The organism is bacterium, from assembly GCA_040755795.1.
Taxonomy (GTDB): domain Bacteria; phylum UBA9089; class CG2-30-40-21; order CG2-30-40-21; family SBAY01; genus JBFLXS01.
The window spans coordinates 1-15,773 of the sequence record JBFLXS010000054.1; the positions used below are offsets into that span (position 1 = coordinate 1).

The following is a 15,773-nucleotide window of genomic DNA, read 5'->3' on the forward strand; positions in this document are numbered from 1 at the left end:
TTTCGCAGACTCCAGGATTGATGTCCGAAGGGTGGAGCAAGAAAAAGTTTGAGCCATTTCTCCAATTCTCCCTTTTCCCCATTTCTCCTTGTTTACACTTCTAATGTATAGCCCTGAACGGTTACGATTTTCTTTTTTGTAGGACGCAGATAAGAGTGTTCCCGACTTGTTAAAAATACGAAGCGAGGCGATTTATCCACTATAATCGGAGGCATATCAGATGACATCTATAACTTTATCAAAAGAGGCAATCCCTCTAATAAAGTCAGGATTATTGATTGAAGAAAGTATTTTAAGTCTGAGCTTAAAAAAGTATCAGAAAAATTTGGAGAGTTTTGAGAAGGAATATCGAATGTCCACAGATGAATTTACAAAAAGATTTAATGCTGGAGAATTAGGAGATGATGGAATATGGTTTGATTGGTTGTTTGCTTCCCGAGCAATTGCACATATCAGTGAAAAATTGTGGCTATTGAGAGGAATAACAATATGATTAAGTGGTACTTTGACAAAATTCAAAGTATGCTCAGGGAAATTGAATGGTTGATAAAATCAGAAAATATCGATTATGATATCCTCTCAGATGAAATGGAAATTATTAAGGGAGAAATAATCTTTGTGGATGGTTCAACTTTAGAATTTAAAGAGATGATATTTACGGGAATTACAGATTATAGATTTCAGTATATGGGAAAAAATTATGAATTAATCAGGAGATGGGATACCGCTCCACACCATAAGGAAATTAAAACATTTCCTTATCATATGCATACTACTGAAGGTGTAGAAGAATCAGAAAAAGTAGATTTGCCTTATGTGATAGAAATAATTGCAGATATGGTAATCAAAAAACTAACTTCTTGAGTAGATATTCAGCCACCAGGGCGCGAAGGCACGAAGAAAGGGATTTGGGATTGGGGATTCGGAATTCGGGAATAAAAGAATCCCCTAATTCCTAAATCCGAACCCCGATTTTTTAGAAGGATTATTCTTTTAATACCATCTTTAACCAGTATAACAGTAGCGAGGAATCAGTAGGGGTTAAAACTTATACTTAGTGTCTTTGTGGCTGAACTGTTACTAAAACTGATGGTTGAGGATGTTTGGTGTAGACAAGTCCTTATCATTTAAATACCCCTCTCCGTCTACACCTTACATCCGAGACCAGAAAAGCAAGTAATCAGTGATAATCTGTGGTAAAATCTTGCCACCTGTGCAATTAGACTAATTCATCGCACAGACGCAAAGGAAAAATAAATGTAAAATGTAAAATAGGAAATGAAAAATGGGAAATTTTAGGACTTCGCCAGACTCATTACCTTTCAGTTATACATTTTCATTGGACATTTCTCATTGGACATTATCCATTTTATATTTAACCGCACAGGAGGAAATCTTGCGGAAGATAATAAAGTAAGAATCGTGGGAGACGCTAAACAGGAACTTATTTACCAATTACCAGTTACCAATTACCAATTACCAATTACCAAAAATAAGGAGGTATGAGAAAAAATGAAACGATTAATTATGAGTTTATTAACAATTGGGCTATTTATTCAGTTAGCCTTTGCTGAGGAAATAATGGTTTCTAATATTACGGATAGTCAGATGACAATTTCGTGGGTATCTGATGAACCAGAGATAGGTTTAATCAAGTATGGTGAGACAAAAACAACTCAAATTGCCTATGATGACCGTGGGAGTAATACAGTTAGCACTATTCACCACATCACGCTTGTTGGTTTATCGCCACAAACAACCTATTGTTGTCAGGTTATCTCTGGTGAGACCGTTCTCAAAGACTTGGAAATAACTACCGGAGTATCTTTAATTCCAACAGGCAATGATTTAGTCTATGGCAAGGTGATTGATGCCGAAGGAAATGCTTTAGATAACGAAGCTATCGTCTATTTGAAACTCCAGGACAATGATAATCAAGGGGATGGAGATGAATCCGCATTATATTCTGTTTTACTCAATTCAGGTGGCTATTGGTACACAAACTTAGTCAATTTTAGAACTGCTGACCTGACTAAATCCTTCAAATATTCTGCCAGAGGTGATTTTCTTTTTATTCAAGTCGAAGGTGGACAGTTAGGAGGAAAAACTCTAAAAATAAACACTAAAGATGATACGCCTGCCCCTGATGTTGTCCTGCCATAAAATCCTTCAACCTGGACAATCAGAGAAAGATGGTTGGGTCAGACCTCAAAGGCCTTTTTAAAGATTCTCGGTCAGATTCTTGACAAATTAGTTTATTTATGTTACCTTATATTTGGTCGAAGTAAAATAAAACTGCTAATAGGCAGGATAATCTAAGGTTAGACTAAAAGAGATTAAACCACGAAGGGCAGGGAGAACACGAAGTGAAATTTGATGAAATATCTAATAAAGTTGGCAAATATTAAAGTTAGGTTGTTGATAAATTTCAATGTAGAAAGATTACAAAGAAGGCATAAAAAGATTCCACCTGTGCGGTTAAATGTAAAATGGATAATGTAAAATGAGAAATGTATAACTGAAAGGTAATGAGTCTTGCGAAGGACTAAAATTTCCCATTTTTCATTTCCTATTTTACATTTTACATTTATTTTTCCTTTGCGTCTCTGCGATGAATTAGTCTAATTGCACAGGTCGAAAAGATTTGTCTTGTCCAATCTTCGTGACCTTCGTGCTCTTCGTGGTAAAATAATAGTCTAACAAGGCTCTGCACCGGACGCGGCTTGTCAATCGGATTTTGGGAAGTCAGGAGTGCCCGCAAAGGTTTGTGGCAGATTGAACTGGTTTGCTTCTTTCCCGCCGCGCTGGTGAGTTTACGCGTTAGCCACAAACTGCAATTAGAAAGAGAGGTTAAATATGCCAGAGATTAGTCGATTTTATGGTATAATCATTGGGATGTTTTATGATGAGCATAATCCTCCTCATTTCCATGCTCGGTACGGAAAAGATAAGGTAGCGGTGGAAATTAGTACTTTGCGGGTGTTGGAAGGGAAAATTCCTCCCCGATCATTAGGATTAGTGGTCGAATGGGCCTCACAACACCAAGAAGAACTGTTACAGGATTGGGATTTGGCCAAAAACAATCAGCCCCCCAAAAAGATTATCCCTTTAGATTAAGTGGAGGTTTTCAATGATTCATGATGTTGTTTCAGCGGTTTATAAAGGCGGGTACAAAATAGATTTAACCTTTGATGATGGGAAAAATGGAATTGTTGATTTTGCAAAATACATGGAAGCAGGTGGAGTCTTCACGAAATTCAAGGATGTTGAATTCTTCAAGAACTTCAAAGTGAATGAAGAGTTGGGTGTCATCACCTGGAATAATGAGGTAGATGTTGCACCGGAAACACTTTATTCTGAAGCTACAGGGTCTTCTTTGCCGAGCTGGATGCAATAACTAAGAAGAGAGAAGGGGCGCATCCTAAATTGTGAATTAACTGATAAGCTAATTCCCAATTCAGGATGCGACCGTTCTACCTTTCCCTATCTCCTGTCCTGACAATCATTCCCAATGTGAACCAGAAAAGATAGGCACTGCTACCCAGGTAGGTGCAATCTACCATTCCGTGAACTAACCAGACTATTAACCCAGCCAGCAGTCCAATCGTTAACGGGAAAAGGTCTTTATCTTGAAGGTTCCTTTTAAGGATTTTAAAACCAAGGCAAAAAGAGGCAACAAGCAACCAGATAAATGCAAATAAACCTAATATTCCTCCTTCTACGGCAACATTTACAAAATTGTTATGACAATGTAAATGCCCAAAGTCTTTATTTTCCATTGCCTCTTTAGAAAAATATTCAGGATAATAGATATGGATAAAAGTTCCTGGTCCTGTGCCAAACACAGGATAATCCTTGACTATCTGTAAGCTATCCCTCCAGAGATAGGTTCTTCCACCAAGAGTTTTATCTGAAAATATTGATAAGACTTGATTAGTTGCTTCTTTTGGGAAAATAAATGGAATAATAATCACAAATGCGAATAAAGAGAGTAATATTTTCTTTTTCTTCCGAATACCGATGATAATTATAAAGATAAGTGCTAAAATCACACCTACCCAAACCCCTCTGGTTTGAGTAAATAATAATACGGCTAAAATTAAAAGATTGATTATTCCCAGAGCAATTTTTTTGTAAGCAGAATTACTAAAGACCCAAAGAGAAAATCCAATCGGAAATATTATTCCTACTGCACCACCTATAGCACGGTTTTCTGTTAGATATTTTGAAACCCCGTCGTGACTAATTATCCCAAACAGTTTAAAATTATAAAGATACTGCAAAATTATGTATCCTGATTCAATAGCCACCGCAATTAATAAAACCATAATTATTTTTTTTGCAGTAGCTGCGTCCTTAATTCCACATACGACTAAATAATATAAAAGGAGGTGTCTAATCATAGATTCCGTTTTATCCAATGCCGCTATTGGATAAGAAGAGAATATTGTTGATAAAAATAGGGTGATGATAAAAAGTAGGATAGGGATGTTTAATGGGGTGCCTATTATTTCAAACCTACGGGTTATTATCATCCTGATTATCCAACCAATAAGTGCTAATATTACTCCCATTATCTGACAAGAGATAGAGATAGTAACACCTAAACAATATAATATTAATCCTGAGAGTATAATTTTTTGAGGTATAGATTCTTTAAACATAAATTATTTATTTCTCATTTGAATTGGGGTAACCCTTCAGGTATAGAAAATTATAGCCCTTTCTACAAAAATTAATCGTAAGTATTCAGTCAGAAATTCCAAATTGCAAGCACCAAATTCCAAATAAATTCCAATTACCAAATGACCAAAATTTATCTTATTTCAGTCATTGGAATTTTGGTAATTGGTGCTTATTTGTAATTTGTAATTTGGGATTTGTGATTTGGAATTTTCTAATTCACTATGCTACGCTTTCCTGTGTTACCATAAATATCTCTGTATCCTCCGATACAGAGCCTGAACGATTACGAATTGGGGTTATAATTTGGTACAAATTCCATTAGTTTTTGGACAATTCCTTTTCTATCACCTTTTTCTGCCAGATAGGTTAATTCGTTAATTTTAGTCTCCAGCGTCCCTACATCAATTATATCTGGTTTGGCAATAAATATCTGTTTATGAAATGTAGCGTTGACACCTTCCTCTGCGGTAAGAATCTCTTCGTGTAGTTTCTCGCCAGGTCTTAGTCCAATAAATTTTATTTCAATATCTTTATCTGGTTCAAATCCTGATAACATAATCAGGTCACGAGCCAGGTCTGTGATTTTGACTGGTTCTCCCATATCGAGGATAAATACTTCGCCTCCTTTACCCATTGCCCCTGCCTGAATTATAAGGTTTACAGCCTCGGGAGCGGTCATAAAGTAACGCGTGGCTTCAGGATGGGTTACGGTGACAGGTCCGCCTTCTTCAATTTGTTTGCGAAATAACGGCACGACACTACCTGCACTTCCCAGAACATTACCAAATCTGACACTGATAAATTGCGTTTGCCCTTTTTTACTTTGAACTAAGAGTTCTCCTACCCGTTTAGTTGCTCCCATAATACTTGTTGGGTTGACGGCTTTATCTGTAGAGATGTAAATAAATTTTGCAATATGATATTTTTCGGCTAATTCAGTTAAAATCTTTGTTCCAATGATATTATTTTTGACTGCTTCTTCAGGATTTAATTCCATCATCGGAACATGTTTATGAGCCGCAGTATGAAAAATAACCTCTGGCATAAATCTTTCCATAACTAATGACATTTTAGCACGGTCTTTAATATCACCAAGGCATATTTTTAGAATATCCTTATTTGTATTTAATTCGTGTTCAAGGAAGAATAAGTCATTTTCATTATGGTCGAATAATATCAATTTTTTAGGGCTGAAATTCAATATTTCACGGCATAATTCCGCACCAATCGAGCCTGCGGCACCTGTAACCAGAATACATTTGTTATGAAGATAGGCTGATATTTCGTCCAGATTTACAGTTACAGGTGGTCGACGTAACAAATCTTCAAGATGAATATCCCGCAATTCCTTAATGCTTACATCCCCTCTAATTAACTCGCCCAGTCCAGGAATAGTTTTACACTGGACACCAATCTCATTACAAATAGAGACAATCTTATAGATAATCTTTCCAGGAACAGAAGGCATCGCAATAATTACCTCATCGATTTTTTTATTTGTAACCAGATGCGGTATATCCTCTTTTTTCCCAATGACCTCTATGCCATGGATTCGCATACCTTGTTTTTGATGATGGTCATCAATAAACCCGACAACTCTATATTCAGAATCAGGATTACTTTTGATTTCTCTAATTATCATTTCACCCGCATCACCGGCTCCAGCAATAAGAACTCTTTTTTTCTCAGTTTGTTTCCATTGGAATTCTCTGATTAATCTCGGCAAAAATTTCCGGGCACTAATGAAGATGATACTAAATGCCCAATCTATAAGTAAAACGGTTCTTGGGAATGACCAACGGGCAAAAAAGATAATCACGACCATTACAATTATACTACAGGTTACTGCCTGGATAATGATAATGAAATCCTGAAGACTGGCATAACGCCATAGTCCACGATAAAGCCCAAAGAAATAGAAACTTGCCAGACGAACTAAAATAAAGACAGGTAAAACGGTATAAAATTGGTCAAATTCTATGTTGGTCAGATGTCCACCAAATCGCACCCAGAAGGCAAGATAGAGGATAATGACACTCATTACCCCATCAGCAATAAGTGATAAATATTGTTTATTCTTTAACATAAAAATCTCCATCGTAATGCGTCAGTCATTTGGGGATGAAAATAGTAGGCAAGTAGGTAGTAGGTAAGTAGGAAAGGGATAAAGGATGTGCACGGTATTCCTCTTCTGGGGGCAATGTCTCCCCCTTTCCTACTTCCTACTCTCCTACTTCCTACTTTCAGGAGAACCCCCCCATTTTACTGACCCATTACCTTCCGTCAATTTATTTCCTTATCAACTTAATTTCCCTACCGCAAATAAAACTTTATATTGATAAATTGGTAAATCATAAGATATTGGCACAGGTGGGATGTATTCTACTGTGCCATCCTTTATTTCAGGAGGCAGAGGAACTAATTTCCCACAGAAAATCCTTTTAAAAAACTCCTTACCTTTCATTGTCTCTGGGATAAGGTGAAATTTAACGGCAAATCTTTTTATTATGGAAATAATCTTATCCTTTACCGCATCAGATATTGGCGATGCCCCATAAATTTCTACATTGATAAATCTTTGTTTCAAAAGAAAATATAACTCTTTGGCAGAGAAATATTTAGTACTATAAGGAGATGGGTTGAAATCATGCCATTCTTTGTTGACTGTGCAAATAAGAAGAATGCCTTTATCTGTAAGTATGCGAGCTGATTCTTCTATAAATCTTTCCGGGCAAGATAAATAATAAATAGCCTCATAGAGGATGACCACATCAAAACTTTTATCCTTAAAAGGCAATTGTTGTGCATTTGCTCGCAAGAGTTGTATCCTGTCTTTATAATGTCTCTGGATAGTTTCTAATAGTTTTTTATCAATATCTACCCCAATGACTTTTTTTGCCTTCTTATCTAAATAACCTAACCCCTGTCCAGAACCGCAGGCGACTTCCAGGACATTCTTCCCTTTACAAAACAAACCTGCAAAGTGGTAGCGAGTATACATCCTTTCTATTTGTTCCTGTGTAACATTATAGCCGGTTATTTCTGTCACTGTTGAAAAATCAGACATATTTCTATCATTACTCCTTCTTAAAAAAATCATAGATAGTCTCTATAACTATTTGTACTTCATCATCAATCAACTCAGGATACATTGGTAGAGAAATAACTTCAGTTGATATTTGTTCAGTCACAGGTAAACTGAAATGACTAAGTTCTAAAGCCTTCTGTTTATGTAGAGGTGTAGGCCAGGAAATTAATATTTCTATCCCACATTTACGCAAATATTGAGCTAATTCATTGCGTCTTTTAGTTCGAATGACATAATTTTGATATACATCAAAGTAGTCATCATTTGAACGAGGATGAGTAATTACTTCTGGAATGTTTGACAACCCTTCATGATATAATCTGGCAATCTCTCTACGGCGATTTACCCATTTATCAAAATATTTGAATTTCATATTAAGTAAAGCGGCATGTAGGTTATCAAGACGGCTGCACCATCCAAAACATTCTATCACTTCAACCGTATCAACCCTTCCGTTATCTCGAAATGCCCTAAGTTTTCTTGCCAATCTATCGTCATCAGTGCATATTATTCCTCCATCACCTGCTGTGCCTAACATCTTGGCTGGATAAAAGCTAAATATGCTGGTATGACCAAAAGAGCCACATCGTTTGCCTTTGAATTTTGCACCCAATGCCTGGGCGGCATCCTCAATAATCATAAGATTATATTTTTGTGCTAATTGCATAATCCTATCCATATTGCATGAATGTCCATTAAGGTGAACTGGAATTATCCCCTTTGTCTTAGGGGTAATAGCGGGTTCAATCTGGTCAACATCTATATTAAAATCATCTTTAATATCTACAAGTATAGGTGTGGCACCACATTGAACAATAGCACCAATAGTAGCTACAAATGTATGAGCGACAGTAATGATTTCATCTCCTGCACCAAAATCTAAGGCATGTGCAGAAAGATACAAGGCATCAGTTCCTGTATTGACACCAATAGCATGTTTAGTCCCAACATATTGGGCAATATTATGTTCAAATTCCTCTAAATCCTGCCGTAGAATAAAATCACCATTTGACATTATCCTTTCAAAGACGCTGTCAAACTCTGACTTCAGTTGTTGATATTGTCTGGGGTAATTGACGAATCTTATTTGGTTTCCCATTTGAGAACCTCCTGTATTTTGGCGATAATATTATTACTCTTTGGATAATATACCTTTTCTAAGGCAAAACTTGCTGGAGCTGGAGTATCAGGTAAGGTAATTCGGGCTATCGGTGACTTAAGATACTCAAAGATATTTTCACACACCATCGCCGATATCTCAGCCGCAAATCCACATGTCTTCCAACCACAATCAGCAATAATAAGTCTACCTGTTTTTTTTACAGATTCAAATAAAAGTTCTTTATCAATAGGTTTAACAGACCGAAGGTCAATAACTTCTACATCAATTCCTTCTTTTTTAAGATATTCAGCCGCCTTTATGGCTTCAATTGCCATGTAGGATACAGATACTAAAGTAATATCCTTACCCTTTTTGCAGATGATACCCTTTCCAATAGGTACTGAATAGATTTCTTCAGGAACATCACCTTCTAAATTATATAGCCATCTATCATCTATATAGATAACTGGATTATCATCTTTTATGGCGGCGATCATAAGTCCCTTGACATCATAAGGAGTTGCAGGCATAACAACCTTTAACCCAGGGATATGAGCACAAAGGGTATGTAATGCCTGGGAATGTTGTGCGGCCTGCTCTCCACCCCGGTTGATAATACTCCATATCACCACAGGCACTGTTGAATTTCCACCAAACATATAATGCCAATTTGCTGATTCATTAATGATGGGGTCCATAGCATACATCATAAAATCCATTCTTGGATGAACAACTATTGGTCTCATTCCGGCAATAGCGGCACCAACAGCGGCACCTGTTATGGCATTTTCAGAAACCGGGGTATCAATAACCCGCTCATCTCCAAATCTCTCCAAAAGCCCTCTGGCGGTATTTCCGACATACCATGGACTTTTCACCCCCTGGCCTATAAGAAAAACAGATTCATCAATCTCCATCATCTGATGGAGTGCCTCATTTATGGCTAAGCTGTATTGCAATTTTCTATTCTTTAAAGACATATTTTGTTAACTCCATTTCTTTTGGATATGAACTGCTTAGAGCAAAGGCAAAGCTATTGTTAACCTCTTGTTCTACTTCTTTTCTAATCATTTCAACCTCTTGCTTTACCAAAATCTTATTTTTAAAAAGAAATCTTTCATATCTTTTAATAGGGTCCTTTTTTTGCCATCTTTCTATTTCTTCCTTTGGTCTGATATCTGTCCGCATCCCATGAATATTATCATCAGGCCCAACATGTCCTCGTAATCTATAAGTTAAAAATTCAATGAATACCGGGCCGTTACCTTTTTTGCAAATCTCAACTGCCGCTTTAGTTGATTCATAAACCTTTAAAACATCATTGCCATCCACCCTGTCCCCTGGAATACCAAACGGCACACCCGTTTTAAAAATATTATTTTGTAAGCGGCATTCCCTAATTGGCAGATGGGTTGAATAAAGGTTATTTTCGCAGGCAAAAATAATGGGCAGTTTTTTAAGGGAGGCAAAATTAAGAGATTCATAGAGCACACCTTCTCCAGTTGTTCCATCACCAAAGAAACTTACGGTTACCCGCTTTTGTTTCCTTATCTTTGAAGCCAATGCCGCACCCAGAGCTATGGAGATAGTCCCACCTACAATAGGCACTGCCCCAAGCATACCTTTTTCAGGAGCAATTAGATGCATCGACCCACCTCTACCCTTTGAACAACCTGTTTCCTTACCGTAAATCTCAGCTATAAGTTCTGGCATACTACATCCCTTAGCCAGATAATGGCCATGAGAACGATGGCTTCCGAAGATATAATCACTTTCATCTAAAGCCGCACAAACTCCTGTGGCTATTGCTTCCTCCCCAGAATAAAGGTGGCATGGGCATTTAACCTCACCCCTCAGAATAGGTTCTACTAAACTCTCCTCACATATCCGTATCCTCATCATCGTCCGATATAACCCTACCAAAAAGTTCTTATTATATTTCTTCCTCATAATTCCACACCTGCTTCCTTGTTAGAATAGTCATAATGGTTAGATATATAATTTTTAAATCTGTCCACAAGGATTGTTCTTTCACATATTTTAATTGAAGTTTGAGCTTTGTTGGACGAATCTTTTCCATATAAGTTTTTTCAGGGTCAGGGCTTCCTGATAGAACTGCCCCTTCATCTGAATTCCAAAGACAAGCCCAATCTGTAATCCCTGGACGGATACTTAAAATAGCCTTTTCTTCCTCGGTGAACATATTAACATAATGTTGAACTTCTGGCCTTGGTCCCACAAAACTTATATCACCTTTTAGCACATTTATTAATTGTGGTAACTCATCAAGTTTATATTTCCTGAGTCTTTTGCCAATTTTTGTAATCCTTGGGTCATCATCTGCGGTTGAAAGACCTCCAATTTTATCTGCATTAATTACCATTGTTCTGAACTTAAAAATTCTGAAAGGTATTCCACATCTCCCAACCCTCAGTCCCCGATAAAATACAGGACCTCTATCTTCCTTTTTTATTAAAAAGGATATTATTCCAAAGCACGGAAAAAGGAAAATTAAACCAATTAACGAAAAAACCATATCAAATAATCGTTTCACTAATTATTACCTCTTTAGTTTAGAATATCTCTTTTACCCTACCCACTATCCCCTTTTTCTATATTCAATCGCTACATTTTCAATGTGCTCCGCATACTCTGTATATATTTTATCTGCATCAAACAACTCATCAAAAACCCTTTTGGCATTCTCTGACATGTTTTTGTAAATTTCAGGATTGTTATACAGATTTATAATACAATTTACAAGGGCATCAACATTATTAGGGGGATAATAAAACCCAATCTGGTCTTTTTCGATAGTTTCTTTCAGCTCTCCTTGCCAGGCTGATATAATAGGCAAACCTGCTGAAAGATAGATAAAAGCTTTATTGGTAGGTAAATCTACATTTTTTGTAGCAGGACATATACCAACCATAACTCTTTGCAACCAAAATTCTATTTCATTCTGATTAAGCCATCCAGTTAGGGTTACATTTGGAAGGTTCACAGACATTTCTTTCACTCTACCAAAGAGTTCTCCATCGCCAGCGAGCATAAAATGAATCCTTTTATCTTCTTTAAACTTCTCTGCTGCCTTTATAAGTATAGAGGGATCATGATGACCCTCTGAGATTGTACCTACAAAGAAGACGATAAATTTATCATTCAAGAATTGAAGGAGAGGTAGAAATCTTTCACTGACTTCTGAAGTATCACTGGATATTAACCTTTTATAGCCAAGAGGATATATCTTGTCAAATGGACATCTATCCCTCTTTGCATACCTCAATCCCCACCCCAAAAATGTATCTGTAACTGCGATCAATCCATCAGCCATTTGCATAGTTGTTCTAATCATATGGAAGTCATATTGAAGCATCGCCTTAGCTAATCCTCTGAAGACTCTGGTGGTATGATTTAGAAGTATGTCAGGCCAGGGGTCTCTTATATCAACCAATAGGGGTATATCATATTTCTTAGCAAACATAACCACCTCATAAGCCAAATCGTGTGGTGGCATAGATGCAACGATAACATCTGGCATTGGCATTTTCGGAGCTAATTTTTTAAACTTCCATGCAACAATTCTATGGTCTATAAAACGGGATAAAGAGATATTCTTGCGGTAGCCTATTCCTTTCAACACAAAAATTTTGTATCTTTTACTTATGGGTATTTCGGTATCTTTTCTAACTATCCAATCTTTCTTAAAGTGGTCAAAGGCACTCGCCCACCATAGAACATCTTGCCCTCTCTCAATAAGTTTATCTGCCAAAAAAGAGGTTCTCATCTGGCAAACATCTTCTTCTATGGGTAAAACTTCACCTGTTTGAATTAACCAGATATTCATCCCTCACATTCCTTTTCATCTTTCAAGCTATGTTCGATTGCATATGAACAACCAATGAAAGCGAACAATGCAAGATTAGTGATGTCTTGAGAAGTTAAAGAATTTAAAAAAGTGAAGATAAAAATACTCATAAAGACTCCTGGTAAAAGTGAATATTTATATATCTTTTGCAAATAGATAAGGTTCTTAAAGGCAAAAAATAAAATAAGGGAAAGGGAGATGAATCCAATTAATCCTAATTCAGCCAAAGCCTCCAGAAGGATATTATGAGGATATTTAAATCTTTCTATCCCCTCTAATTTATATGAATAGACACTGAATCCACCAATCCCTACCCCTGATAGAGGATATTGAGAAAATAGCTTTAAAGCGACTTTAGCATTCTCCACTCTTTCTATTCGATTGTAGTGTTGTGGTGATGATATAGCTCCAAGACGACCTGTTAAAGCACTAAACTTCATAACAAAATGAAAATACCCTACTGTCCCACACTCTATGATAAAAATTATAAGTGGGATGATTAGTAGACGTTTATTCATTATTTTAAATTTATTCTTAAATTTTATGGAGGGAATTGCGATAATAATTGTTGTTATAAGTAATGTAAAAACAGCTGCTTTCCCACCCGGGTAAGTAATTGCCATTATAAGTATCACCAATAGAAATACCCATATTATTTGTTTTTTTAATGGTTGATTTTTTAAAAGAAAGTAGTAGCAAATTATCAATACTGCCATCCCTGAGATATGCTGTATCAATAAATAGTTGGACCCAAATATAGTACTAAAAGTGCGTGTAAGTAAATAAGGGTTTGAAATAAAAAGAATAATAAATAAAAAGATGCCCATGACAAGTAGCGTATAGATAAAGCGGTTTATATTGTTTAAACCTCTAAATAAAAAAAATGGTGCAAACAGAGCTAAAGTGCTATACATCATAAATTCCAAACACTTAATTTTACCATACTCTAAATTAGATGTATATATTAAACTTAAGGCTATGATACACGCCAAGATAAAGTAAGGTAATAATAAAGTTAAAGGGATATGCGGTAATTTACCTTTCTGAAATATCTGTAAGGTAATTAGAAAAATAATAATAATATAAAAAATTATTAATGGGGATGGTAAAAAAGGTAAATATGTCTGTCTGATAAAGGTATATTTGGTTGGAGCAATAAATATGGCAAATATTATTTCAGGAAAGCATAGGGCACTAAAAATAGAACTCATCCATATTTTTCTAGTTTTTAGTTTTTCCCAAGACGACAACATAGTAAATCCTCCTCTTCTTTTTTTCTTCATCCTGTTCAATAATTTCATTGACCATCCGGATCATCTTTAATCCTCCAGAATGATTTTCCGACCCTTTTTATTTCTTTGTTCATAATAAACCAGGCCAAAATAAAATAAAATATAAAGTAGGCGCCTATTAAAATTATAATCTCGTAGTTATTGGTAGGCTTAAATTTCAACAAAGGAAGTATGGCTAATGAAGCACACAAGAAAGACCTGGCAAAGAGTTTGCCTAATGCAAAGATACTTAATCCTTGAATTTTTTTTCTCACAGAGATACCTGTAAAAATTAATGTAAGTAAAATTGATATAGAACTTGTCAATGCAATCCCGTTTATTCCTAAAATTGGGGTCAAATAATAATAAAGTGGAATCATAAATACAATACTTATAGCAAATGCCTTAATAGGAGTTGTAGTATCTGAAAAAGCGTAACATAGTCGGAAATAAATAGGTAGTATCATATTTGCTATTAATATGGCGGCATAAAATTTAAAAACATTGGAAGTCATCTCTACCGCTAAAGAGTCAAATGCTCCTCTCATAAAAACAAGTGTAATAATTTCTTTGCTAAAAAATACCAATCCAAAGCTCAATGGTAAGAAGTAAACTATTATCTGCTTGTTAAGTTTAACAACAATATCTTGTAATTGCACTATTTTCTTTTCTGTGGATAGTAATGAAAATGTTGGAAATGTTGCCTTAGCTATATTTGCTGCCAATAATGTAGATACTACCTCAGATAGTCGTTTTGCATATCCAAGTGTAGATATACTTCCTTGTTTTAACGAGGAAGCAAAAAAGTTCTCTATAATCCCCGTTAACTGTGGAAGGAATATATAAAGTAAGATTGGCAAGTTGAAATAAATGAAATTTTTGAATTCTTCTGTCTTGAAATTCATTCTGAATCCTATAATCTCCAACCTTAAAGCATTAAAAAATAAAATTAACACTACAAAATAGATGCCTATAATTAATCCTATTACCAGGGCATATATCCCCCATAGCCCAGAAAAGAAGATTAAAGTAATTATGACACATAAATTACTTAATAAATCAGTTAGTGCTGGAATCTTAAAATGATGTAGTGCATTATAGACTGAAGATAAAACATTAAAAAGGGCGTTTCCCAATACTAATAAAGATAACCATTTTAACATTTCAACTGACAATTTCATCGTTGATTCTGGAAGTGATGGGGCAATAATTTTGATTACATATTTAGATAAAACAAATACAGCAATCATCAATAAAATAGAGGTTATACTGGTAAAGGTAAAAATAGACTTGATAAAATCTTTTGTTTTCTCCATACCACACTTATTTAATGTTTTCTGGTATAAAGGAATCAATGAGGTACTGAAGGCAGAACCTAATACGCCACCCACAAGACCATAAATCGTTATTGCGACCATATAAGCATCAACCTCTTCACTTATACCAAAATATCTTGCAATCAGAACCTCCCGTATGAAACCTAATATCTTACTGATTAAAGCTATTAAAATAAGTAAAAAAGCCGCAGATATCCATGTTTGTTGAGATAATTTTTTACTGTTTACTATCATAAATTTCCCAGACCTGTCAGAATTGAGACTTATCTCTGAATTCCAATAATTCTTTCACCCAGTGTCGTGTTGAGTAAGTTTTGCACGGGGCATCATCAGGTTTCGTAACCTGCAAACGGATAATTGGTAACTGGTAATTGGTAATTGGTTAAATAGTTTCGTCCTGAGCTCAGCCGGTAATCCCTCA

The 15,773-nt window shown here is 35.7% G+C and carries 16 protein-coding genes; 6 read left to right on the forward strand and 10 right to left on the reverse strand.

All coding sequences use genetic code 11. The features are described from left to right. Positions 1 to 220: 220 nt before the first annotated feature. The 6 genes from AB1414_05750 to AB1414_05775 all read left to right on the forward strand — a co-directional run bounded on the left by AB1414_05750 (position 221) and on the right by AB1414_05775 (position 3,397). Positions 221 to 493, forward strand: coding sequence for a hypothetical protein (locus AB1414_05750; GenBank protein MEW6606944.1), 273 nt, complete (start codon positions 221 to 223; stop codon positions 491 to 493). Next, positions 490 to 864 carry a DUF6516 family protein gene (locus AB1414_05755; GenBank protein ID MEW6606945.1) on the forward strand — a complete coding sequence of 125 codons (375 nt, stop codon included), beginning with the start codon at positions 490 to 492 and terminating at the stop codon, positions 862 to 864. The genes AB1414_05750 and AB1414_05755 overlap by 4 nt, the downstream gene beginning before the upstream one ends. A 489-nt stretch (positions 865 to 1,353) precedes the next feature. Next, positions 1,354 to 1,506, forward strand: a complete 153-nt coding sequence (locus AB1414_05760) for a hypothetical protein (GenBank protein ID MEW6606946.1) — start codon at positions 1,354 to 1,356, stop codon at positions 1,504 to 1,506. 6 nt (positions 1,507 to 1,512) lie between these two features. Then, a complete protein-coding gene (locus tag AB1414_05765) occupies positions 1,513 to 2,163 on the forward strand; it encodes a fibronectin type III domain-containing protein (protein ID MEW6606947.1) in 651 nt (216 codons plus the stop codon). A gap of 693 nt (positions 2,164 to 2,856) precedes the next feature. Continuing rightward, the gene (locus AB1414_05770; protein MEW6606948.1) at positions 2,857 to 3,117 is read left to right on the forward strand and encodes a DUF4160 domain-containing protein; all 261 of its coding nucleotides are present in this window, start codon (positions 2,857 to 2,859) and stop codon (positions 3,115 to 3,117) included. 13 nt (positions 3,118 to 3,130) lie between these two features. Then, positions 3,131 to 3,397: a DUF2442 domain-containing protein gene (locus tag AB1414_05775; GenBank protein ID MEW6606949.1), complete on the forward strand. Its 267-nt coding sequence runs from the start codon at positions 3,131 to 3,133 to the stop codon at positions 3,395 to 3,397. Between the two features lie 76 nt (positions 3,398 to 3,473). On the opposite strand, the gene AB1414_05780 is transcribed toward AB1414_05775, so the two are convergent. From AB1414_05780 to murJ, 10 genes are all read right to left on the reverse strand, one after another. After that, complete coding sequence (locus AB1414_05780) at positions 3,474 to 4,664, reverse strand: O-antigen ligase family protein (GenBank protein MEW6606950.1); 1,191 nt, start codon at positions 4,662 to 4,664, stop codon at positions 3,474 to 3,476. Between the two features lie 305 nt (positions 4,665 to 4,969). Beyond that, positions 4,970 to 6,772 (reverse strand): nucleoside-diphosphate sugar epimerase/dehydratase, encoded by a 1,803-nt coding sequence (locus tag AB1414_05785; GenBank protein MEW6606951.1) that lies wholly within the window; start codon positions 6,770 to 6,772, stop codon positions 4,970 to 4,972. 213 nt (positions 6,773 to 6,985) lie between these two features. Then, a complete protein-coding gene (locus AB1414_05790) occupies positions 6,986 to 7,786 on the reverse strand; it encodes a class I SAM-dependent methyltransferase (protein MEW6606952.1) in 801 nt (266 codons plus the stop codon). After that, on the reverse strand, positions 7,764 to 8,873 hold the full coding sequence (locus AB1414_05795; protein MEW6606953.1) for a DegT/DnrJ/EryC1/StrS family aminotransferase: 1,110 nt from the start codon (positions 8,871 to 8,873) through the stop codon (positions 7,764 to 7,766). Before AB1414_05795 ends, AB1414_05790 begins: the two co-directional genes overlap by 23 nt. Beyond that, a complete protein-coding gene (locus AB1414_05800; protein MEW6606954.1) occupies positions 8,858 to 9,856 on the reverse strand; it encodes a pyruvate dehydrogenase complex E1 component subunit beta in 999 nt (332 codons plus the stop codon). Before AB1414_05800 ends, AB1414_05795 begins: the two co-directional genes overlap by 16 nt. Beyond that, positions 9,840 to 10,826, reverse strand: a complete 987-nt coding sequence (locus AB1414_05805; protein ID MEW6606955.1) for a thiamine pyrophosphate-dependent dehydrogenase E1 component subunit alpha — start codon at positions 10,824 to 10,826, stop codon at positions 9,840 to 9,842. The genes AB1414_05800 and AB1414_05805 overlap by 17 nt, the downstream gene beginning before the upstream one ends. Continuing rightward, positions 10,810 to 11,430: a sugar transferase gene (locus AB1414_05810; GenBank protein ID MEW6606956.1), complete on the reverse strand. Its 621-nt coding sequence runs from the start codon at positions 11,428 to 11,430 to the stop codon at positions 10,810 to 10,812. Before AB1414_05810 ends, AB1414_05805 begins: the two co-directional genes overlap by 17 nt. 45 nt (positions 11,431 to 11,475) lie before the next feature. Next, complete coding sequence (locus AB1414_05815) at positions 11,476 to 12,723, reverse strand: glycosyltransferase family 4 protein (GenBank protein ID MEW6606957.1); 1,248 nt, start codon at positions 12,721 to 12,723, stop codon at positions 11,476 to 11,478. Further along, positions 12,720 to 13,997, reverse strand: coding sequence for an O-antigen ligase family protein (locus AB1414_05820; protein ID MEW6606958.1), 1,278 nt, complete (start codon positions 13,995 to 13,997; stop codon positions 12,720 to 12,722). Before AB1414_05820 ends, AB1414_05815 begins: the two co-directional genes overlap by 4 nt. 44 nt (positions 13,998 to 14,041) lie before the next feature. Beyond that, entirely contained in the window at positions 14,042 to 15,586 is a 1,545-nt protein-coding gene (murJ, locus tag AB1414_05825) for a murein biosynthesis integral membrane protein MurJ (protein MEW6606959.1), read from the reverse strand. Positions 15,587 to 15,773 lie beyond the last annotated feature (187 nt).